The 20,876-nt window shown below is 74.9% G+C and carries 22 protein-coding genes; 11 read left to right on the forward strand and 11 right to left on the reverse strand.

Annotated elements, in window-relative coordinates; translation table 11 throughout:
- Positions 1 to 30: 30 nt before the first annotated feature.
- The 3 genes from ACL02T_RS25710 to ACL02T_RS25720 all read right to left on the reverse strand — a co-directional run bounded on the left by ACL02T_RS25710 (position 31) and on the right by ACL02T_RS25720 (position 3,949).
- The gene (locus ACL02T_RS25710; protein WP_412833342.1) at positions 31 to 1,815 is read right to left on the reverse strand and encodes a sigma-54-dependent Fis family transcriptional regulator; all 1,785 of its coding nucleotides are present in this window, start codon (positions 1,813 to 1,815) and stop codon (positions 31 to 33) included.
- Positions 1,816 to 1,908: 93 nt separating this feature from the next.
- A complete protein-coding gene (locus tag ACL02T_RS25715) occupies positions 1,909 to 3,039 on the reverse strand; it encodes an LLM class flavin-dependent oxidoreductase (RefSeq protein WP_412833343.1) in 1,131 nt (376 codons plus the stop codon).
- Positions 3,040 to 3,052: 13 nt separating this feature from the next.
- Positions 3,053 to 3,949, reverse strand: coding sequence for an alpha/beta hydrolase (locus ACL02T_RS25720; RefSeq protein WP_412833344.1), 897 nt, complete (start codon positions 3,947 to 3,949; stop codon positions 3,053 to 3,055).
- Between the two features lie 201 nt (positions 3,950 to 4,150).
- Between ACL02T_RS25720 and ACL02T_RS25725 the strand changes: the two genes are divergently transcribed.
- The 5 genes from ACL02T_RS25725 (at position 4,151) to ACL02T_RS25745 (ending at position 8,132) form a co-directional block, all read left to right on the forward strand.
- Positions 4,151 to 4,990, forward strand: a complete 840-nt coding sequence (locus tag ACL02T_RS25725) for a mycofactocin-coupled SDR family oxidoreductase (protein ID WP_412833345.1) — start codon at positions 4,151 to 4,153, stop codon at positions 4,988 to 4,990.
- A 53-nt stretch (positions 4,991 to 5,043) separates the two neighbouring features.
- Positions 5,044 to 5,478 carry a PPOX class F420-dependent oxidoreductase gene (locus ACL02T_RS25730; protein WP_412833346.1) on the forward strand — a complete coding sequence of 145 codons (435 nt, stop codon included), beginning with the start codon at positions 5,044 to 5,046 and terminating at the stop codon, positions 5,476 to 5,478.
- Between the two features lie 112 nt (positions 5,479 to 5,590).
- Positions 5,591 to 6,862, forward strand: a complete 1,272-nt coding sequence (locus ACL02T_RS25735) for a phosphodiester glycosidase family protein (RefSeq protein ID WP_412833347.1) — start codon at positions 5,591 to 5,593, stop codon at positions 6,860 to 6,862.
- A gap of 48 nt (positions 6,863 to 6,910) precedes the next feature.
- Positions 6,911 to 7,486 (forward strand): VldE C-terminal domain-containing protein, encoded by a 576-nt coding sequence (locus ACL02T_RS25740; RefSeq protein WP_412833348.1) that lies wholly within the window; start codon positions 6,911 to 6,913, stop codon positions 7,484 to 7,486.
- A gap of 4 nt (positions 7,487 to 7,490) precedes the next feature.
- Positions 7,491 to 8,132: a Dph6-related ATP pyrophosphatase gene (locus ACL02T_RS25745; RefSeq protein WP_412833349.1), complete on the forward strand. Its 642-nt coding sequence runs from the start codon at positions 7,491 to 7,493 to the stop codon at positions 8,130 to 8,132.
- Here ACL02T_RS25745 and ACL02T_RS25750 read toward each other — a convergent pair.
- From ACL02T_RS25750 to ACL02T_RS25765, 4 genes are all read right to left on the reverse strand, one after another.
- Complete coding sequence (locus tag ACL02T_RS25750; protein ID WP_412833350.1) at positions 8,116 to 8,523, reverse strand: MBL fold metallo-hydrolase; 408 nt, start codon at positions 8,521 to 8,523, stop codon at positions 8,116 to 8,118. The genes ACL02T_RS25745 and ACL02T_RS25750 overlap by 17 nt on opposite strands.
- Entirely contained in the window at positions 8,516 to 9,046 is a 531-nt protein-coding gene (locus ACL02T_RS25755) for an alpha/beta hydrolase (protein ID WP_412833351.1), read from the reverse strand. The genes ACL02T_RS25750 and ACL02T_RS25755 overlap by 8 nt, the downstream gene beginning before the upstream one ends.
- Positions 9,047 to 9,410: 364 nt before the next feature.
- Positions 9,411 to 10,571 carry a homoserine O-acetyltransferase MetX gene (gene metX / locus ACL02T_RS25760; protein WP_412833352.1) on the reverse strand — a complete coding sequence of 387 codons (1,161 nt, stop codon included), beginning with the start codon at positions 10,569 to 10,571 and terminating at the stop codon, positions 9,411 to 9,413.
- Positions 10,568 to 11,878: a bifunctional o-acetylhomoserine/o-acetylserine sulfhydrylase gene (locus ACL02T_RS25765; protein ID WP_412833353.1), complete on the reverse strand. Its 1,311-nt coding sequence runs from the start codon at positions 11,876 to 11,878 to the stop codon at positions 10,568 to 10,570. Before ACL02T_RS25765 ends, metX begins: the two co-directional genes overlap by 4 nt.
- Before the next feature lie 202 nt (positions 11,879 to 12,080).
- Between ACL02T_RS25765 and yaaA the strand changes: the two genes are divergently transcribed.
- Entirely contained in the window at positions 12,081 to 12,827 is a 747-nt protein-coding gene (gene yaaA, locus ACL02T_RS25770; protein WP_412833354.1) for a peroxide stress protein YaaA, read from the forward strand.
- A 259-nt stretch (positions 12,828 to 13,086) separates the two neighbouring features.
- Here the strand turns inward: yaaA and ACL02T_RS25775 are convergent, their stop codons facing one another.
- Positions 13,087 to 13,158, reverse strand: coding sequence for a hypothetical protein (locus ACL02T_RS25775; RefSeq protein ID WP_412833449.1), 72 nt, complete (start codon positions 13,156 to 13,158; stop codon positions 13,087 to 13,089).
- Between ACL02T_RS25775 and ACL02T_RS25780 the strand changes: the two genes are divergently transcribed.
- The 3 genes from ACL02T_RS25780 (at position 13,130) to ACL02T_RS25790 (ending at position 16,493) form a co-directional block, all read left to right on the forward strand.
- Complete coding sequence (locus ACL02T_RS25780) at positions 13,130 to 13,612, forward strand: hypothetical protein (protein ID WP_412833457.1); 483 nt, start codon at positions 13,130 to 13,132, stop codon at positions 13,610 to 13,612. The two genes, ACL02T_RS25775 and ACL02T_RS25780, sit on opposite strands and share 29 nt — an antisense overlap.
- Positions 13,613 to 13,782: 170 nt before the next feature.
- On the forward strand, positions 13,783 to 14,643 hold the full coding sequence (locus tag ACL02T_RS25785; RefSeq protein ID WP_412833355.1) for a serine protein kinase RIO: 861 nt from the start codon (positions 13,783 to 13,785) through the stop codon (positions 14,641 to 14,643).
- Positions 14,644 to 15,080: 437 nt separating this feature from the next.
- Positions 15,081 to 16,493 (forward strand): DEAD/DEAH box helicase, encoded by a 1,413-nt coding sequence (locus ACL02T_RS25790; RefSeq protein ID WP_412833450.1) that lies wholly within the window; start codon positions 15,081 to 15,083, stop codon positions 16,491 to 16,493.
- A 113-nt stretch (positions 16,494 to 16,606) separates the two neighbouring features.
- On the opposite strand, the gene ACL02T_RS25795 is transcribed toward ACL02T_RS25790, so the two are convergent.
- Together ACL02T_RS25795 and ACL02T_RS25800 are read right to left on the reverse strand one after the other, a co-directional pair.
- Positions 16,607 to 17,011 (reverse strand): LapA family protein, encoded by a 405-nt coding sequence (locus ACL02T_RS25795; protein WP_412833356.1) that lies wholly within the window; start codon positions 17,009 to 17,011, stop codon positions 16,607 to 16,609.
- A 138-nt stretch (positions 17,012 to 17,149) separates the two neighbouring features.
- Complete coding sequence (locus ACL02T_RS25800) at positions 17,150 to 17,608, reverse strand: GNAT family N-acetyltransferase (RefSeq protein WP_412833357.1); 459 nt, start codon at positions 17,606 to 17,608, stop codon at positions 17,150 to 17,152.
- 78 nt (positions 17,609 to 17,686) lie between these two features.
- Here ACL02T_RS25800 and ACL02T_RS25805 point away from each other — a divergent pair, with 78 nt between their 5' ends.
- Positions 17,687 to 19,069, forward strand: a complete 1,383-nt coding sequence (locus ACL02T_RS25805; protein WP_412833358.1) for a mycothione reductase — start codon at positions 17,687 to 17,689, stop codon at positions 19,067 to 19,069.
- A 76-nt stretch (positions 19,070 to 19,145) separates the two neighbouring features.
- Here ACL02T_RS25805 and ACL02T_RS25810 read toward each other — a convergent pair whose 3' ends face one another.
- Positions 19,146 to 19,967 (reverse strand): lysophospholipid acyltransferase family protein, encoded by an 822-nt coding sequence (locus tag ACL02T_RS25810; RefSeq protein ID WP_412833359.1) that lies wholly within the window; start codon positions 19,965 to 19,967, stop codon positions 19,146 to 19,148.
- 172 nt (positions 19,968 to 20,139) lie between these two features.
- Here ACL02T_RS25810 and ACL02T_RS25815 point away from each other — a divergent pair, with 172 nt between their 5' ends.
- On the forward strand, positions 20,140 to 20,856 hold the full coding sequence (locus tag ACL02T_RS25815; RefSeq protein WP_412833360.1) for an alpha/beta hydrolase: 717 nt from the start codon (positions 20,140 to 20,142) through the stop codon (positions 20,854 to 20,856).
- Positions 20,857 to 20,876: the final 20 nt, after the last annotated feature.

The following is a 20,876-nucleotide window of genomic DNA, read 5'->3' on the forward strand; positions in this document are numbered from 1 at the left end:
AGAGCGACCATCGCCACTCACAGGGAGGGGTCAGGCGATGCCGAAGCGGCGGATCTTGCGGTAGATCGTCGCGCGGGAGATGCCCAGGTCGGCGGCGGCGCGGTCCTTGTTGCCGCCTGCCTTCTCCAGGGCCGCCACGATGGCGTCGCGCTCCGTGCTCTCCAGACGCGCGAGGGGACGGGTCGGCGCGCCCGCCCGGTACCCCTCGGGCAGATGGCGCACGCCGATGTCGAAGTGCATCGCCGTCACCATCGCCGTGGCCAGGACGCGGCGCAGCTCGCGGACGTTGCCGGGCCAGAGGTGCGCGCGCAGCGCGGTCATGGCCTGCGCGGTGCACCGCGGGCGCGGCCCGTCCGCGGGGGCGAGCTCGCCGAGCAGCTCGTCGACCAGCCTGGGCAGGTCCCCGGCCCGGTCCCGCAGGGGCGGCACACCCAGCGCGACGCGGGACTCGTCGAGCAACCCGCCGGGAACCCCGTCCGGCCGCCCTGCGGTGAGCACGACCCGGGCGTCGGCCGCGCCGACCAGGGCGGTGAGCAGGCCGTCGGTGTCGAGCACCTCGGCCCGGCGCAGGATCACGGTCGCGTGCGGATCGGCCAGGGCCGCCGCGAGGGCCGCCGGCCTGCCCGTCCGACAGTCGACGACGGTGCACGGACCGCCACCGGCCCGCTCGTGCAGCCACCGGGCCAGCCGGGTCTTGCCGACGCCGGGCTCGCCGTGCAGCAACAGCGGCCCGCTCAGCTCCGCGAGCCGGCGCACCCGGCGCTGCAGGTGCGCCCACACCGAGCCGGAGCCCGACACGCACGCGCCCGCCCGGCCGTCCGCCGGGACCATGGTCACCACGACCCCCGCCGGGTACGGGCCGCCGGCGTCGACCGGGGCGCACCGGGCGTCGACCACGACGTCGCGGGTCAGCGTCAGCCGCCCGGTGATCTCCCGGCCCGAGGCCACCGCGCCCCGGGCCCAGTCCCACAGCAGGGCGTGGTCGGCGGGCTCGAACAGCTGCGCCGCCGCCGAGTTGGTGAAGAGGAACTCCTCGTTGAGCGAGGCGACGGCCGTGCTGCGCCGCCGCCGGGAGCGCGCGACGAACTCCTCGAAGAGTGCCCGCTCGTGCATGGTGGCCTGCTCGCGCAGCCGCACCTCGATCTCGCGGACCGCCTCGGTGAGCAGGGGCAGGAGGATCTCGTTGGTGTCCCGGGACGCGCAGGTGAGGTCGAGGACGCCCTCGAGCCGCCGGGACAGCGGATCCAGGATCGGCACGCCGACGCAGGTGAAGTCCTGCATCGCGTCCTGGTAGTGCTCGCCCCCGACGATCAGCGTCGGACGCCGCTCCTCGACCACCGTACCGAGCCCATTGGTGCCCACCCGTTCCTCGCCGAGGCAGCACCCGGGCGAGGCGGAGATCGCGTCGAGCCCGGCGAACAGGGCCGCGCGCCCGGCGCCCCGCCAGAGGATCCAGGCCTGGGCGTCGGCCAGCACGACGGCGGTCGACGTCCCGGCCAGCTGAGCCACGAGCCGGTCCAGCACCGGCTCGGCCGCGCGCAGCAGCCGGGGTGCACCGGAGCGGTCCGGATCGGCCGGGCCGGTCGGCATCCGGCCGGGGTCCACGCCGGAGAGCAGCGAGCGCCTCCAGGACGCCGCGATCTCGGGGGGGACCAGCTCCTCCGTCGCCACCGGGGCGCCGGGATCACCGGGGTCGCCCGACAGCAGCCGCTCCCGGGCCCGGCGGATCAGCCGCTGGCCCTCCGGGCTCCAGCGCGCCGGACCCGGCCGCGACCGGTCGTGCACGACCATGCCCGTGGACGACGCCTGCACCATCCGACCTCCTCGTCGGCATGCCCCGATCGTCTCGACCCTGCCTGGCGAACGATCGTCGGGGCAAGCCCTGACGACCGTTCGGCCGGGGGCGGATCAGCAGCCGGCGGCCGCCCGGCGCTGGCGGGTGGTGCGGTGCTCGGTGTCGGTGTCGAACTTCGGGATCACGTGGTCGCCCATGAGCTTCAGCATGCGCAGCGTCTCCTCCCGCGACTTCACACCGCGCAGCATGAGGAACTGGTCGGCGCCGGTGGACTCCCACCGCCGCAGCTGGGCGATCACGTCGTCGGGGTCGCCGACGATCGCCGCGCCCAGGTCGAGGAACCCGTCGAGGGCCTCCTCGGTGAGCTCGGGGAGCACCTCCGGCCACACCGGGAAGCCCTCGGGCCGTGGGAAGGTGTCGTGATACCGGAAGACCTGCGACATCTGGTAATGGTTGCCGCCGTTCAGGAAGTCACGGCGGGCCGTCCCGCGGTCCTCGGCGATCGAGTTGAAGCCGTTGGCCACGATGAGGTTGTCGTTGACCCAGGCGCCGATCGGGTCCTCGCAGCGGGCGACGGCGTCCTTGTAGGCCTTGATCGCCACCTCGGTCTTCGGGATCTCGTCGAGGGAGAAGCCCAGCGCGCCCATGCCGCGGCGGCCGCACATCTCGAAGCTGGAGGTGTTGCCCGCGGCGTACCAGATCGGCGGGTGCAGCGGCCCGTACGGCTTGGGCAGGACCCGCCGCGCCGGCATGTCCCAGTACTTCCCGGAGAAGCCGGGGTACTCGTCCAGCATCCACATCTTCGCGAACTCGGGAACCGTCTCGAAGAAGATGTCCTTGGTCTCGCTCACGTCGGTGACGTCGGTGTGGAAGCCCTTCACCTCGTGGCTGCCGGCGCCGCGCCCGACCCCGAACTCGAAGCGCCCCTCGGTGAGGTGGTCGAGCATCGCGACCCGCTCGGCGACCGCCGCCGGGTGGTGCACCCGCGGCAGCGGGTTGAAGATCCCGGAGCCGACGTGGGCGCGGGTGGTGAGCGCGCCGAGCGCGCCGAGGAACACGTCGTTCGACGAGATGTGGCTGTACTCGTCGAGGAAGTGGTGCTCGGAGATCCAGATGTACTTGAACCCGGCCTGCTCGGCGGCCAGGCACAGCTCCAGGTCGTCCATGAGGACCCGGTGCTCCGCGTCCGGGTCGGTGCGGCGGTCGGCGGGTAGGTAGCCCTGGGTCAGGAAGCCGAACTCCATCGTCGTCGCCCCTTCAGAGCGTGGCCGCGCTGCGGACCTGCGCACGGACGAAGGCGCCGATGCGGTCGATCGCGGCGGCGGCCTCGGGGAGCCGGTCGGCGAACATCTGGAACACGTGCACCATCTCGTACCCGACCTGCAGGAACGCCTCCCCGCCCGCGCGGAGCACGCCGTCGGCGATCCGGACGGCGTCGTCCTCGAGGACCTCGCTGCTGCCCACCTGGACCAGCAGCGGCGGCAGCCCGGCCAGGTTCCCCAGTAGTGGTGAGGCCCGGTGGTCGCCCGGATCGGCGCCCTGCAGGTAGCCCTGCTGCATCTCGGTGAGCACGGCGCGGCTCACGAGCGGGTCGACGGCCTCGCGGCCCGACATCGAGTCGCCGGCCAGGGTGAGGTCCGCCCAGGGCGACATCAGGACGCCGGCCGCCGGGAGCCGGTCGCCGGCGTCGCGGGCCGCGGCGAGGACGGCCAGGGCCAGGCCGCCGCCGGCGGAGTCGCCGGACACCACCAGCGAGGCCGGGTCGACGCCATCGGCGAGCATCCCGCGGTAGGCGGCGACGCCGTCGTCGTAGGCGGCCGGGAAGGCGTGCTCCGGGGCGAGGCGGTAGTCGGCGAGGAAGACCCGGGCCCCGGCGGTCCGGGCGATGCGGGCCCCCAGGTCGCGGTGACTGGCCGGTGAGCCGATCAGGTAGCCGCCGGCGTGGAAGTGCAGGATCGTCGTGCCGGCACTCTCCGGGGCCTCCACCCACGTGCCGCGGACGCCTCCGACCACGCCGTCGGTGAGGGTCGCGTCGGCGGGCGGCTCGGGACACATGCCGTCGAAGCCCGTCCGCATCTCCTCGAGGGTCGCGTCCTCGCGCAACCAGCCCGCGTAGGCCGCCGCGGCCATGTCGTTCACCCGTGCCGAGACCATCGTTCCTCCGTCGGTCGTGCGGGCCGCGCCGCCCGCTCCTCCGTGGAGATCACCAGTCCGCGGGTCGTCGCGGAGGTCTCACTCTGAGACCGGCTGGTCTCGGAACTGAGACCTCCGCACGGCCGACCCCGCTGCCTAGCGTCGGGGCAGGGACCGGCGGCGTGGCCGGTCCCGGGAACCGATCGGGACGGTGGTGCACCCATGGGACGGATGGACGGCAAGGTCGCGCTGGTCACCGGGGCGGCGCGCGGGCAGGGCCGCTCACACGCGCTGCGGCTGGCCGAGGAGGGCGCGGAGATCGTCGCCGTCGACCTCTGCGCGCAGATCGAGACCGTGCCCTACGGCATGTCGCGGCCGGAGGACCTCGCCGAGACGGCGAAGCTCATCGAGGAGCTGGACCGCCGCGTCCTCACCCGCGAGGCCGACGTCCGGGACTCCGCCGCCCTCGACGCCGCGGTCCAGGCCGGACTCTCGGAGTTCGGGCACATCGACGTGGTGTGCGCCAACGCCGGCATCTTCAGCTACGCGCCGTCGTGGGAGATGACCGACCAGATGTGGGACGACATGCTGGCGGTCAACGTCACGGGTGTCTGGCGGACGCTCAAGGCGGTGCTGCCGTCGATGATCGAGCGCGGGCAGGGCGGGTCGCTCGTGCTCACCAGCTCCACGGCCGGGCTACGGGGTTTCGGCAACATGGTCCACTACACGGCGGCCAAGCACGGCGTCGTCGGGATCATGCGGACGATGGTCCAGGAGGTCTCGCAGTACGGGATCCGCTGCAACACGGTGCACCCCACCGCCGTGGACACCGACATGATCCAGAACGAGCCGATGTACAAGCTCTTCCTGCCGGAGGCGAAGCCCGAGGAGCTGACCCGGGAGCGTTACGGCGAGGCGTTCCAGGCGCTGCACACCATGCCGCACCCCTGGGTGGAGGCGCGCGACATCTCCAACGCCGTGCTCTGGCTGGCCTCCGACGACTCCCGCTACGTCACGGGCCAGACCGTCGCCGTCGACCTCGGGTTCCTCGAGAAGGTGTAGCGGCTCCGCCACCGCGCGGAATGGGGTGAGGGGCCGATCGGGTTGGGTCGGGTATGACCGAGGCCACAGGATTCGACCTGCACGCGTTGCTCGCCGAGAGCCGGCTCGGGGTGCTCGCCACGATCAAGAAGGACGGGAGACCGCAACTGTCCCCCGTCACCCCGTACTACGACCGGGGCGCGGGGGTCCTCCACGTCTCGATGACCGAGGGCCGTGCCAAGACCGCGAACCTGCGGCGCGACCCGCGGGCCGCCCTCGCGGTGACCAGCGCCGACGGCTGGGCCTGGGCGACGGCGGAGGGGCCGGTGACCCTCACCGGGCCGGGCACGTCCCCGGACTCGCCGGAGGTCGAGGCGCTGGTCGAGTACTACCGCACGGCGGCGGGCGAGCACCCGGACTGGGCGGAGTACCGCCGGGCCATGGTCGACGAACGGCGGGTGCTGATGACGATGACCGTCGAGAAGGTCTACGGCGAACGCATCCGGTAACCCGGTAGGGCCGTTTCCGTCCACTGCGGAGTGAACGGCGTGTCGTTCCCTCGGTGCCTCTCGCGCTTCGTGGTCGCATTTCCCCGGAACACGATCTCCGGGGGGAGCGGACATGCGGGTGGGAGGACTGTCGGCCACTGTCGGGCGACTGCTCGTCACGGTCGGTGCCGGGCTGGCCCTGCTGGCCCCGCCCGCGAGCGCGGAGCCGCCCCCGCCCCCGCCCCCGGAGCGGCCGCAGCGGGTCGTCGAGTCGGTCGGCGCGGCGGTCGAGGTCGCCCCGGGCGTCACGCACCGGGACCTCGTCACGACCACCGCGGCCGGCACCGTCATGGGCGACGTCGTCGAGGTCGACCTCGCGAGCCCCGGCGTGCGCGTCGACCTGCTCACCCCCGGCGCCGTCGCGGCCCGCGCCCCGGTCGCCCGCATGGCCGACGGCAGCGGCGCCGTGGCCGGGATCAACGGCGACTTCTTCGACATCGGCCGCACCAGCGCCCCGGCCGGCCCCGCGGTGCAGGACGGGCGGTTCCTCAAGGCCGCCGTGCCGCAGGGCCGCCGCGCCGCGCCCGCGGTGCCGGGCGCCGAGATGGACTACGTGTTCGCCGTCGGCGAGGACGGGGTGGCGCGGGTCGACCGGCTCCCGCTGCGGGGCGAGGTGCGGCGCACGGGGATCGAGCGGGTCGCCCACACCGGCCCGCGCACCGAGCAGGACGTCCTGCCGATCGTCGCGCTCAACCAGCACGCCGTGCCGGTGGACGGGATCGGGGTGTTCACCGCCGACTGGGGCGAGGTCGACCGCGCCCGTACCCTCTGCGGCTCCGACACCGACCGGGACGCCCCGTGCGCCGCCGACACCGTCGAGGTCGCGGTCCGCGACGGCGTCGTGACGGCGGTGCGTCCACCGGGGGCGGGCCGACTGCCGGCCGAGGAGACCGCACTCGTCGGACGCGAGCAGGGGGCCGCGGCGCTGCGGAGCCTGCAGGTCGGCGACCGGGTGCGCATGCACTACGCGCTGGAGCCCGCCAGCGGGGTCGCCCCGCGGATGGCCGTGGGCGGCAGCCCGATCCTGCGCGACGGCGCCCCCACCGAGCGGCTCGACGACCGCGCCCGCGCCCCGCGCAGCGGCGCGGGGGTGACCGCCGACGGGCGCCGGATGTTCCTCGTGACCGTCGACGGCCGGCAGTCCGACAGCGTCGGCGCGACCCTGCTGCAGTTCTCGACCCTGCTGGGCGAGCTGGGCCTCGACGACGCCGTGAACCTCGACGGCGGCGGCTCGTCCACGCTCGCCTACCGCGACGGCGGCGCCCCGGCGACGTCGATCGTCAACGACCCCTCGGACCCGTCGCCGCGCCTGGTGCCCAACGGGATCGGGATCTACGCGGGGTGATCGTCGCGGGTAGCCTCGCAGTCGGACATTCCGGACCGAGGAGCCGACGTGCCGCGCAGCCGTACCCCGAACCGCCACGTGGGCCGGATCGTGGCCGCCCTGCTCGCGCTCGCGCTGGCCGCCGTCGCGGTGGTCGTGGTGGCGCGGTTCGACGTGGCGGACCGGATCCGCGAGCGGGTGGTCCCCGAGCCCTCCCCCGGCTGCATCGTCGACGACCCGACGAGCGACGGCTGCCTGACCCCGGCGGCGCTCGCGGTGCACGACCGGACGGTGGCGGAGTTCGGGGACCGGCTGCGCGGCACCACCTGCTGGAGCGCGCACGAGTGGAACCCCGCCAGCGACCACCCGCAGGGCCGGGCGTGCGACTTCTTCCCCACCCGCGCCGGCACCTTTCCCGAGGGCGCCGAGCTGGAGGCCGGGTGGGCGGTCGCGAACCGGCTGCGGGACAACGCCGCCGAGCTCGAGGTCCGGTACGTGATCTGGCAGGGCCGCATCTGGTACCGGAACGCCTTCTTCCCGGACGAGGAGGGCTGGGGCCGCCCGTACACCGGCGGCGGCGTCTACGACCCCTCCGACGCGACCGGCGGCCACTTCGACCACGTGCACGTCTCCGTGCGACGGTAGTCGGGTGACCGCCTGGTTGAGCTGGTCCTGCGGCAAGGACGGCGCCTTCGCGCTCGGGCTGCGTGCCGACGTCACCGGCCTGTTCACTACGGTCTCGGCCGGCCGGGTCCCGGTGCACGGCGTGCCGCGGAAGCTGGTCGAGGCGCAGGCCGCGGCGCTGGACCTGCCGCTGCACGTGGTCGAGCTGCCCTGGCCCTGCCCGAACGCGGAGTACGAGCGGCGGACGGGCGCAGCACTCGCCGCCGCCCGCGCGGCCGGTGCGGACACCGTGGTCTACGGCGATCTCTTCCTGGCCGACATCCGCGCCTATCGCGAGCGTTCGCTGGCCGGCACCGGGCTCACGCCCGAGTTCCCGTTGTGGGGCAGGCCGACCGGCGCGCTGGCCCGGGACATGATCGCGGCCGGGCTGCGCCCGGTCGTCGTCGCCGTGGACCCGGCGCGGGTGCCGGCGCACCTGGCCGGGCACGCGTTCGACGACGAGTTCCTCGCCGCCCTGCCCGAGGGCGTCGACCCGTGCGGGGAGAACGGCGAGTTCCACACCTTCGTCACGGACGGCCCGGGCTTCGGCGCCCCCGTGCCGGTCTCGGTCACCGGCACCGCCGAGCGGGACGGGATGCTCGTCGCGGAGCTCAGTCCACGGGCGTGACCCCGCCTGGCCGCAGCCAGCGGACGCGGTCGCGCACGTCGGGAGCGGCGGCGAACCCCCGCTCCACCGCGGCCCGGCCCTCCCGGAAGTGCGACCGGCCCTCGTAGTGCACCGGGACGACCACGCGCGGGTGAAGCGCGCGGCAGGTCGCGACGGCCTGCTCCCCCGTCATGCTGTACCGAAGCGGCCCGGTGACCGGGAACCGCACGCAGCCGAGGTGCAGCACCGCGACGTCGACGGTCGGCCGCCGCGCCACCCAGCCGAACCCGTAGCGCCGCCCGGGCGGGTCGAAGGTCGGGTCGGTCAGGATCCGCGGACCGGCGGTCTCGACCAGCAGGGTCGGGCCGCCGACGTGCGTCAGCCGCAGGGTGGCGTCGACGGGGTCAGGCACGGGCGTGGCGCAGCGCCCAGGCCGGCACGTAGTCGGCGGCGTCCTCCCGGCCCGGCACCGCCGGCAGCAGGTGGGGCATGCCGCTGAACTCGGGGACCCGGGTCAGGGTCTTCTCCGAACGGTAGTGCTTCGCGTTCAGCGCGACGCCCGCGGCGCCGTACCCCTTGTCCATCAGCAGCTGGGTGAACACCCCGCCGGCGGAGTGCCCGATCAGGATCAGGGGCGTGTCGAGCGCCTGCACCACGGACTCGAGGTGCTCGACGATGCCCGGGATGGTGATCGCCTCGACGGGCGCGGGGTCGGCGTTGAGCGCCTCCACCTCCTCCTCCAAGGAGGGGTAGCCGGGGGCGAGCACCCGGAACCCGCGCTTGTCGTAGTGCGCGACCCAGTGCTCCCAGCTGCGCGGGGTCACGCAGAAACCGTGGATCAGGACGATCGTGTCGATCATGTCGCGAGCCGCCGGCAGAAGGTCCGGCCCGGCCTCCTCGGCGGGCTCCGCGGCGTCCGCGCCCAGGCCGAGCACGGCGGCGGCCGCGCCGACCAGGCCGGGGTCGGCGGCGCCCGCGGTGGCGGCGACGAGCTGCCAGGTGCGGGTGCCGGGTGGCAGCGCGCAAACCCGCCGCAGTCGCCCGATCCCCGCCGCCGGCCCCGCGCCGAGCGTGCCGGGTGCACGGGGCCGCGGACAAGGACGACGAGGAAGACGGGGACGACGGGGACACGGAGGGCGTGGAACAGGAGATCCACCGGTCGGCCGGCCCCTCGCCCGGAAGCGGCGGTGGTCGGCCGGGCCGGCGGACACCTCGGCCGGCCCGCTGAGGTCGAGGACCTGCGCACCGGCGGCGGCCGGCAGGGCGACGGTGCGCGGGCCCGTGCCCGTGCCCGGACGGCTACCGGGACAGCAGGTCCTCGACCAGGGTGCCGACGGCCTCGGACTCGATGAGGAAGCCGTCGTGGCCGTAGGGGGACTCGAGCACCCGCAGCTGCGCGCCGGGGATCCCCGCGGCCAGCTCCTCCTGCTGCGAGACCGGGTAGAGCCGGTCCGAGCTGATCCCGACGACGGACGTGCGGGCCGTGACCCGGGCCAGCGCCCCGGCCGTGCCGCCCCGCCCGCGCCCGACGTCGTGGGCGTTCATCAGCTCGGTGAGCCGCACGTAGGAGCCCGCGTCGAAGCGGTGCACCAGCTTGGCCGCGTGATGATCGAGATAGGACTCGACGGCGTACCGGCCACCGTGGAACGGGTCCTCCCCGGTCTGCGGCTCGCGGCCGAACCGGGTGGCCAGCTCGTAGCCGCTGCGGTAGCTCAGGTGCGCGATCCGCCGGGCGACGCCCAGTCCCCCGTGCGGCCCGGCGCCGGCCGGGAGGTCGTGGTAGTCGCCGCCGTGCCAGCCCGGGTCGGCCCGGATCGCCGCGAGCTGCGGGGCGGCCCAGCCGATCTGGTCGGCCGAGGCCGCCGCGGGCGAGGCCAGCAGCATCAGCCGTGCGACCCGGTCCGGCTCGGTCGCGGCCCACTCGAGGGCGCGCATCCCGCCCATCGACCCGCCGACGACCAGCGCCCAGGTACCGACTCCGAGCGCGTCCGCCAGCGCGACCTCGGCCCGGACGCTGTCCCGCGCGGTGACCAGCGGGAACCGGCTCCCCCATGCCCGTCCGTCCGGGGCGGTCGAGGCCGGTCCGGTGGTGCCCTGGCAGCCGCCGACCACGTTCGGCGCCACCACGAGGTGACGCTCGGTGTCCAGGGGGCGGCCCGGCCCGATCAGGCCGTCCCACCAGCCCGCGGTCGGGTGTCCCGGGCCGGCCGGGCCGGTCACGTGGGAGTCGCCGGTGAGGGCGTGCAGGACCAGCACGGCGTTGGACCCCGTGGCGTCGAGCTCGCCCCAGGTCTCGTAGGCGAGCCGGACGCCCGGGAGCTCCCCGCCGGCCTCGAGCGGCAGCGCGGCCGGTAGGTCCAGGAAGAGACGGCGGCCCGGGTCCGACCCCTCCCGCCACGCACCGGTGGCGGGAGGGACGACGGTCTCCGGATCCGTCGTCGGGGTCGAGGGCAGGGTCACGCGCTCTTCGCGGCCCGGAACCCGGCGTCGAGGTCGGCCTTGATGTCCTCGATGCCCTCCAGGCCCACCGACAGCCGGATCAGGCCCGGGCCGACGCCCGTGGCCAGCTGCTCCTCGCCGGAGAGCTGGCTGTGCGTGGTGCTGGCCGGGTGGATGACCAGGCTGCGGACGTCGCCGATGTTGGCCAGGTGGCTGTGCAGCTCGAGCGCGTCCACGAACTTCTTGCCCGCCTCGACCCCGCCGCGGATGTCGAACGCGACGACCGCGCCCGCGCCCTTCGGCAGGTACTTCTGCTGCGCCGCGTGCCAGGGGCTCGACGGGAGCGCGGCGTAGTAGACCTTCTCCACCTCGTCGCGCGCCTCGAGCCACTCGGCCACCGCGAGCGCGTTCTGCACGTGCCGCTCCATCCGCAGCGACAGCGTCTCGACGCCCTGGATGAGCAGGAACGAGTTCAGCGGGGCGATCGCCGGGCCGAGGTCGCGCAGCAGCTGCACCCGGAACTTGATCAGGAAGGCCTGCGGGCCGAGCGCCTCCCAGTAGTTCAGGCCGTGGTAGCTCGGGTCGGGGGTGGTCAGGCCCGGGTACTTCGCGGCCTGGGCGCCCCAGTCGAAGTTCCCCGAGTCGACGACGACGCCGCCGATGCTGGTGCCGTGGCCGCCGAGGAACTTGGTCGCCGAGTGCACCACGATGTCCGCGCCGTGCTCGAACGGGCGGACCAGGTACGGCGTCGGCACGGTGTTGTCGATGATCAGCGGCACCCCGGCCTCGTGCGCCAGGTCGGCGACGGCGCGGATGTCCAGGACGTTGCTGCGCGGGTTGCCGATCGACTCGGCGTAGAAGGCCTTGGTGTTCGGCCGGACCGCGGCGCGCCACTCCTCCAGGTCGTCCGGGTCCTCGACGAAGGTGACGTCGATGCCCATCTTCGGCAGCGTGTAGTGGAACAGGTTGTACGTGCCGCCGTAGAGCGAGGCGCTCGAGACGAAGTGGTCCCCGGACTCGGCGACGTTGAGGATCGCCAGCGTCTGCGCGGCCTGGCCGGAGGCGACGGCCACCGCCCCGATACCGCCCTCGAGCGCGGCGATCCGCTGCTCAAGGACGTCCTGGGTGGGGTTCATGATCCGGGTGTAGATGTTGCCGAGCTCGGCGAGCCCGAACAGGGCGGCGGCGTGGTCGGTGTCGCGGAAGGCGTACGACGTCGTCTGGTAGATCGGGGTGGCCCGGGCGCCGGTGGTCGGGTCGGCGGACGCGCCGGCGTGGACCTGCTTGGTCTCGAAGGACCAGGCGGCGGTGGGGTCGTTCTCGGGCATGGCGGTTCTCCTGAGTGATCTCTGGGGCTACGCGTGGAGGGACGTGGTCAGCCGCGCGGGCGACACGCCGCGCTGCTCACACGCATGAAGTCGACATGACGACGGGCCACGAGACGGATCACGGGAGCGACCGTAACCGGGCGGTCATACCGGCACAACACCGGTCCGGGTGGCTCGGGACGCTCCCGGCTACCCTGCCGGCGTGCTCGTCCTGCTGCCCCCGTCGGAGACCAAGCGGACCGGGGGCGAGGGGCCTCCGCTCGCCCTCGGGGCGCTGGGCCACCCCGAGCTCGACCCGGTGCGCAAGGCGCTGGTCGACGAGCTGGTGGAGCTGGCCGACGACGTCCCGGCCTGCCGGGCGGCCCTGGGCCTGTCGGAGCGGCAGCTCGACGAGGTCGAACGCAACGCGGCCCTGTGGACCTCCCCCACCGCCCCGGCGATCACCCGGTACACCGGCGTGCTCTACGACGCGCTCGACGTCGGGTCGCTGCGCGGGGCCGCGGCCGGCCGGGCTTGGGAGCGGCTCGCCGTCGGATCGGCGCTGTTCGGCCTGGTCCACGCCGGCGACCCGATCCCGGCGTACCGGCTCTCCGCGGGGTCGGCCCTGCCCTCGGGCGGCACGCTCGCCGCGCGGTGGAGGCCGGTGCTGGAGCCGGTGCTCGCTCGGCTGGCCGGGGAGCAGCTGGTGGTGGACCTGCGGTCGGGGGCCTACGCCGGGCTGGCCCGGGTCGCGGGGGCGGTGACCGTGAACGTGCTGGCCGAGCGGCCCGACGGCTCCCGCTCGGTGGTGAGCCACCACAACAAGTCGCACAAGGGCGGCCTGGCACGGCTGCTCGTGAGCAGTCGGGCCGAACCCCGGGACGCGGCCGCGGTGGCGCGGATCGTCCGCCGCGCCGGCCGCGTGGTCGAGCGCACCGAGAACCACCTCGACCTGGTCATCCCCGCCTGAGCGGTCCGGAGCAGGACCCGCCGAGGCGGACAGCCCTACTCGCCGAGGCGGACAGCCCTACTCGCCGAGGCGGACAGCCCGACTCACCGAAGCCGAGAGCCCGACTCGCGCACATCCCCGTCCGCGAGTCGCGCTGTCGGCTTCCGCGAGTCGCGCTGTCGGCTTCCGCGAGTCGCGCTGGCAGCTTCCGCGAGTCGACGGTTCCGGGAGGTGACCGCCGGCTCCGGAGCAGGGAGCCCTCCGGAACCGGCGGCCGACCTCACCGGGCCGCGTACCCGCCGTCGACCAGGTGGTAGCTGTCCGTGACGAAGCTCGCCGCGTCGGAGGCCAGGAAGGCGAGGAGGCCCGCCACCTCGTTCACGACCCTCGACGACCCCCGCGACCCCGAGGCCGCCGTCCCCGAGATCACCCGGCTGGTCCTGGAACACGTCCGCGCACACGCCCCCGTCTACCGCCGCGGACTCGCCCGGGACGGCGGACGCGCCTGGTCGCGGTCGCGCTCGCGGTCTGCCGGCACCGCCCACCGGCTCAGCGCGACCCAGGTCGCCCCGGTCGCGACGGCCGCCCACCGGGCCCTGTGGACCTCCTTCGCCGGCGAGCGGTGGTGGGCGGGGGTCCTGTGGTGGAACTGGGCCGAGCCGCCCGATCCCGCCGTCGCCGACCCCTCGGCTACTCGCCGCGCGGGAAGGCCGCCGCACGGGTGGTCCGCGAGCTGTGGTCAGCGGGCGGGTGAGCGGAAAAGCGGTGGCGTCCGCACCGCGGATACGGGAGCCTGCCGGCAGTGACGCGGAGCCGGATCCGCGGAGGACACGAGGGAAGGGGTGCCCGATGACGACCGTCGCCCGGGTGGCGGCGCGCCCCTGTGTCGGCAGGAGCTGCGCGCCCTCTCGCCCCCGCACCCCGCGCTGAGGTCGCTCGCGTGGGGTGTCCACCCCACGTCAGGAGAACCTTCTCGATGCGCGAGCGCATGCCCGAGCGTCGCCGCCGTTTCGACGACGACGAGTACGTCCCCCCTCCCGTGCACCTGCCCGAGGACCCGGACCTCCCGCCCGCCGGCGACCGCTGGTCGACCTGGACCGGCGCGCAGCACGGACCGGAACCACGCCCGGATTGGGTGGAGACCGCGCACGCCGCGGTCGACACCGAGCTCGGCGTGCTCAAGACCGGCAAGGAGGCCGACGTCCACCTCGTCGAGCGCGGGGTGCCCGGCTCGCCCGGGGTGCTGATGGCCGCCAAGCGGTACCGCACCGCCGAGCACCGGACGTTCCATCGCGACGCCGGCTACCAGGAGGGGCGGCGCGTGCGCCGCTCCCGGGAGATGCGGGCGATGGCGAACCGGACCGCCTTCGGCCGCGACCTGCTCTCCGGGCAGTGGGCGGCCGCGGAGTTCACGGCGCTGTCCACGCTGTGGTCGGCCGGGCTGCCGGTCCCCTACCCCGTCCAGCTCGACGGCACCGAGCTGCTGCTCGAGTTCGTCGGGGACGGGACGACGGCCGCGCCCCGGCTGGCCCAGCTCCGCCCGTCGGGTCCCGAGCTGGCCTACCTGTGGGCGCAGCTGGTCGAGGCCCTGCGCGGGCTCGCCCGGCACCGCTGGGCGCACGGCGACCTGTCCGCCTACAACCTGCTGGTGCACCGCGGCCGCCTGGTGCTGATCGACCTGCCGCAGGTCGTCGACCTGGTGGGCAACCCGCACGGCGCGGAGTTCCTCGTCCGCGACGTCCGGCGGGTCGCGGAGTGGTTCGCCGCCAGGGGGCTGCCGGGACCCCTCGGCGAGTCGCTCTTCGCCGAGCTGGTCGCGGAGGCGGGCCTGGGCTGAAGGACGGGCGGGCGACCGGGGAGCGCGAGATCACGTGGCCGGACTGCGGTGGCGCGGTGACCGCCGGGTAGGGTGGGTTCGAGGCGCCCACACCGTCGGCGCTCTGCACGTACCCGTCGGGCGCGCTCCCCTTCGCGCCCGGGCCCGTCCCCTGTGCCGGCCGCGCATCGCCGCCCGAGCCGCTCCGTGTGACGCGCCGACGTCCCGGAGGTCCTGTGACCAGTCCGTCCCAGCCCAGCGCACGCCAGGCCCGCGCCCAGCGCCAGCGCAGCGCGCACCAGCCGAGTGCGCCGCGCCAGCGCAGCGCGCACCAGGCGAGCACCGAGCGCCCGCAGAACGCCGGTCGATCCGGCGCCGAGGGCAGCGTCCGGCCGCGGCGCTCGGGCGGTCGTCGCTCCGGCGCCGCGCCGCAGCGCCAGGCGCCCCGCCCGTCCGCCATGCCCGAGGAGGTCCTCTGGACCGCTCCGGAGGCCGGTCTGCCCACCTTCGCCGAGCTCGGCCTGCCCGGGCCGGTGCTGCGTGCCCTCGAGGCGGAGGGCTTCGTCGAGCCCCGCCCGATCCAGGCCGCCACGCTGCCGGAGACCCTGCGCGGGCAGGACCTGCTGGGCCGCGGGCAGACCGGCTCCGGCAAGACGCTCGCCTTCGGCCTCGCCCTCGTCGCCCGTCTCGCCGGCGGCCGCGCCCAGGCCCGCCGCCCGCGCGGCCTGGTCCTGGTGCCGACCCGCGAGCTGGCGCAGCAGGTCGTCGACGCCGTGGAGCCGTTCGCGAAGGCACTGCACCTGCGGCAGGCCGTCGTCGTCGGCGGCTTGTCGATGAACCGGCAGATCGACACGCTCGCCCGCGGTGTCGACCTGCTCGTCGCCACCCCCGGCCGGCTCACCGACCACCTCGGCGAGGGCACCTGCGACCTGTCCGCCGTGGAGATCACCGCGATCGACGAGGCGGACCGCATGTCGGACATGGGCTTCCTGCCCCAGGTCCGGCGGATCCTCGACCGCACCCCGGCCGACGGCCAGCGGCTGCTCTTCTCCGCCACCCTCGACAACGAGGTGGCCACCCTGGTCGAGCGCTACCTGCACGACCCGGTGACCCGCGCCGTCGCCTCCGCCGCCGCGCCGGTCGAGACCATGGACCACCACCTGCTCCTGGTCGAGCGCGCCGACAAGAACCGGATCGTGCACGAGATCGCCGCCCGCGAGGGCCGCACGATCTTCTTCGTGCGCACCAAGCACGGTGCCGACCGCGCGGTGAAGCAACTGCGCCGCGAGGGCGTGCAGGCCAGCGCGCTGCACGGGGGCAAGGCGCAGAACGCCCGCAACCGCGCGATCGACGCCTTCAAGGACGGCAGCATCCCGGTGCTGGTGGCCACGGACGTCGCCGCCCGCGGGATCCACGTCGACGACGTCAGCCTCGTCGTGCACGTCGACCCGCCGGGCGACCCGAAGGACTACCTGCACCGAGCCGGTCGCACGGCCCGCGGCGGGGAGTCGGGCGTGGTCGTCACGCTGGTCACCGCCGACGAGCGACGCGACGTCGACACCCTCATGCGGCAGGCCGGCGTCCGGCCCGAGGTGGTCACCGCGGCACCCGGCTCCGCCTCGCTGGTGCAGGTCACCGGGGCGCGGCGGCCCAGCGGCATCCCGGTCGAGGCGCCGAAGCCCCCGCAGCAGCAGCCCGCCGCCGGCAGCGGCCGGCGCCGGCGCGGCTCCGGGCAGGGGGAGCAGCGGGGCCGGGGCCACCGTGGGCAGCAGACCCCGTCCGACGGCCGGTCCCGCGGCGAGGGCGTCGGCGGCCGGCGGAGCGGCGGTCGGCGCGGTGGACGGGGCGGGAGCCCGCGCACCGCGGCCTGACCACCCGACGTCGGGCCGGGCGGTCGCCTCACCGGGGCGACCGCCCGCGCACGCTCCGGCCGCAGCAGGAGCCCCGCGGCGTTCGCCCCGAGCAGGGCGATCGAGACGGGCCCCTACGCCGCCCGGCGACCCTTCTTCGCCGCCCGGCGGAGCTGGAGGATCCGGGCGCTGCCCGGGATCGCGACCAGCAGCACGCCGGCGATCGCCGCGAGCAGCAGGGCGACGCCGGTGGGCAACGTGCCCGCGGCGCTCAGGAAGGAGATCCGCACGGGGTCCGGGTTCTGCAGGATGAAGATCAGCAGGAACAGCAGGACGATCGCGGAGAGGATCAGCCCGACCCACATCCCGCCGGTCCGCGTGTGGCCGGTGCCCGGGGTGGTGGCCGGCGGCGTCGAGGGCGGGCCGGTCGGCTCGACCACGGTCGCGTCGGGATCCGGCGTCCCGGCCGGCGCCGCCGGCGTGGTCTCCTCCTGGGTGGACGGCCCGGTCCCGGTCGGCCGGGCCTGCTCGTCGCTCATCGCACTCCTTCTCCTGGCGCGGTCCCGGACGTCGCCCGGGCCGTGCGCAGTATCGCGCAGCCACGCCCGGTCCGCCGGGAGCACGGGGCCACCGGGACGGGTGAACCGGACGGGCCACCCGCGCCGGACGGCCCCGGCTCAGCGCGCCGGGCGCCGCATCGGCAGGTGCGCGACGCCGTCCCAGTCGTAGGCCGGGCCGGTCGGCTCGAAGCCGTAGCCGCGGTAGAAGTCGCCGAGGTGCTCCTGCGCATCCAGCACGCACGCGCGGTTGCCGGTCTCGGCGATCGCGGCGTCCATCAGCTGTGTGCCGAGCCCCCGCCCGCGCGCGTTCTTCGCCGTGCACAACCGCCCGATCCGGTAGCCGCCGTCGGGCTCCTCGAGCAGCCGCAGGGTGCCCAGCACCGGGGTGGGCTCGCCCTGCCCGGTGAGCCAGTAGTGGCGGGCCCCGTCCTCGAGGTCCCGGCCGTCGAGCTCCCCGTAGGGGCACGCCTGCTCGACCACGAACACGTCCACCCGCAGCCTGAGCAGCTCGTAGAGGGTGGCGGCGTCGAGGTCGAGGGCCCAGGCCCGGCGGAGCGTCGCGGCGGTCTCGGTCATGGCCCGTGCCTACCAGACTTCCGGTCGCCCGGCCTCCCTGTCCGCGCCGACGCGGCCGCGGGCGATTAGCCTCGTCCCGTGCCCCACCACGATCTCGTCGTCATCGGTACCGGGTCCGGCAACACGTTCGTCGACGAGCGGTACGCGGACAAGGACGTGGCGATCGTCGAGCACGGCGTGTTCGGCGGGACCTGCCTGAACGTCGGGTGCATCCCGACCAAGATGTTCGTCTACGCCGCCGACGTCGCCGAGCACGTCCGGCGCGCGGCGAAGTACGGCGTCGATGCCGGCGTCGACAAGGTCCGCTGGGGCGACATCCGGGACCGGGTCTTCGGCCGCATCGACCCGATCTCGGCGGGCGGCCGGGAGTACCGGGTCGAGCGCAGCCCCCACGTCACGGTGTACTTCGGGAACGCCTCGTTCACCGGGCCGAAGGCCCTGCGCGTCGAGCGGACGGACGGCTCCGGCGAGGACCGGCTCACGGCCGACCAGGTGGTGATCGCGGCCGGCGGGCGGCCGTTGATCCCGCCGGTGATCGCGGAGTCCGGGATCCCGTACGAGACCTCCGACACCGTCATGCGGATCGACGACCTGCCGCGCCGGCTGGCCGTGATCGGCGGCGGTTACATCGCGTCCGAGTTCGCGCACGTCTTCTCCGCGCTCGGCAGCAAGGTCACCCTGGTCGTGCGCGGCGGGCGGCTGCTCAAGTCGCACGACGAGACCATCTCGCAGGCCTACACCGACCTCGCGGTGCACGGCTCGCGCATCGACGTCAAGCTGAACACCCAGGTGCGGTCGGCCGTACGGACGGCCACCGGGACCGTGCTGCACCTCGACGACGGGGAGACCCTCGCGGCCGACGTCGTCCTGGTGGCGGCGGGCCGGATCCCCAACGGCGACCGGATGAACCTGGGGGCCGCCGGCATCGGCACCCACTCCGACGGCCGGATCGAGGTCGACCGCTTCCAGCGCACCACGGCCGAGGGCGTCTGGGCGCTGGGCGACGTCAGCTCGCCCTGGCAGCTCAAGCACGTCGCCAACCGCGAGGCGAAGGTCGTGGGGCACAACGTCCTGCACCCGGACGACCTCATCGCGACCGACCACCGGTACGTCCCCTCCGCGGTGTTCACCGACCCGCAGGTCGCGAGCGTCGGCAAGACCGAGGAGCAGTGCCGGATGACCGACATCGCCTACACGGTCAAGGTCCAGCGCTTCGGCGACGTCGCCTTCGGCTGGGCCATGGAGGACACCACCGGCCTCTGCAAGATCATCGCGGAGAAGGGCACGGGTCGGCTGCTCGGCGCGCACCTGATGGGGCCCGAGGCCTCCACGCTGATCCAGCCGATCATCCAGGCGATGTCCTTCGGCCTGCACGCCCGGGAGATGGCCACGGGCCAGTACTGGATCCACCCGGCGCTGCCGGAGGTGGTGGAGAACGCACTCCTCGGCCTGGACATCTGATCCCGCCATCCCGGTGAGGCTCACCGCACCCCGAACGGGCTCATCCCTCGCGGCCCCGGGAGCGGGCCGCGGGTCGTCAGCTCGCCGCGGGGGGCTCCGCGACCGGTGTGGGCGGGCCGGACGGGGTGGGCGCGGCGGCCGGGTCGTGGGCCACGGCGGGCGGCGTCTCCCCCCGCACCCTCCCGACCAGCTCGGTGACCGCGGACATGATCGCCGCGGTGGCGCCGTCGAGGTTGGTGCGGGTCCGCGGCTTGCCGATGTACGCCGACAGGTCGACCGGCGGTCCCGCCACCACGCTCACCCGCTTCCGCGGCCACGGCGACGCCGCGCCGTCCGGCGGCAGGACGTCCTGCGTCCCCCAGTTCGCCAGCGGGATCACCGGCACGCCGGTCATCACCGCGATCCGCCCGATCCCGTTCTTCGCCTTCATCGGCCAGCCCGCCGGGTCGGCCGTGTGCGTTCCCTCCGGGTAGAACACCACGACCTCGCCGCGCTCGAGCGCCGCGACGGCGCCCTTGTACGCGTCGGTGGCCCGGGCGGACTGCCGGTACACCGGTATGTGCCCGCCCTTGCCCAGGACCGAGCGCACGACCGGGACGTCCCACAGCTCCGACTTGGCGAGGAACCGGGGCATCCGCCGGTGCGAGATCACGAAGGCGGTGTCGAAGATCGGGTCCGCCGACGACACGTGGTTGGCCGCGATGAGCACGCCGCCGGTGCGCGGGATCTGCTCGCCGCCCGACCAGCCGAGCCTGGTGAACAGCATGACGAACGGCCAGATCAGCTCGATGGCCAGTCCGAACCAGAAGCCCGAGCCCCGACGACGGCGGCGCAGGGTCAGCAGCAGGCGCCGGCGCGCGGTCAGCGGCGGCGGCAGATCCGGTGCGGCACTCGTCACGTCTCCTCCAACTCCTCGGGCGGTCCGCACGATCCTCGCCCACGAACCTCGCGCGGCCGAGCCCGGGTCGGGCGAGGATCTCCCCGGTGTGACCGGTCTCCCGGCACACCCTCCACCGGTCCCGCCCGGAATCGGGGGAGGTACCGACTTCGCCGGACGACGTGAGGTGGACGTGCCCGAGAACCTGCCGCGGCTGGACCCCCTGGGACCGCAGCCGGACCGGCCGACCGCGCTGGCCGTCGTCGCCCACGGCGGCAGCGCCGACGCGACCGACTCCGCCGGGCGGCGCGGGCTGCCGTACTGGCGGATGGCGCCGTTCGCCCGGGCGCTCGCGCGGACCGACGGGCTCGCCGTGCTCATGCTGCGCTACCGGCTGCGCGGCTGGAACGGCTCCGCCCGCGACGCCGCCCGCGATGCGGAGGAGACGCTCGCCGACCTGCACCGGCGCCGGCCCGACGTGCCGACGGCGCTGGTGGGGCACTCGATGGGTGGTCGTGCGGTCCTGCACGCCGCCGGTGCCCCGGGCGTGCGCGCGGTCGCCGCATTGGCCCCCTGGCTCGACGGCACCGATCCGGTCGACCAGCTCGCCGGGCGCAGCCTGCTGATCGCCCACGGGGATCGCGACCGCACGACCGACCCCCGCGAGTCGCTCGCCTATGCCGTGCGGGCGCGCGAGGTGGCCGACCGGGTGGCGCGGTTCGAGGTGCTCGGCGACGGCCACGCCATGCTCCGCCGCGCCCGCGAGTGGCACGCCCTCGTGACCCGCTTCGTGCTGGGCGAGCTCGGCCTCGGGCCGCAGGACCCGACGATCGCCGACGCCGCGGGCCGGCGTGGGCGAGGTGGCCTCCAGGTTCCCCTCCCACCGGCCCGGGGAGGACGCGCACCGTGATCGACGTCGGCCGGACCGCT

The sequence above is a fragment of the Pseudonocardia oceanicola genome (assembly GCF_047200735.1).
Taxonomy (GTDB): domain Bacteria; phylum Actinomycetota; class Actinomycetes; order Mycobacteriales; family Pseudonocardiaceae; genus Pseudonocardia.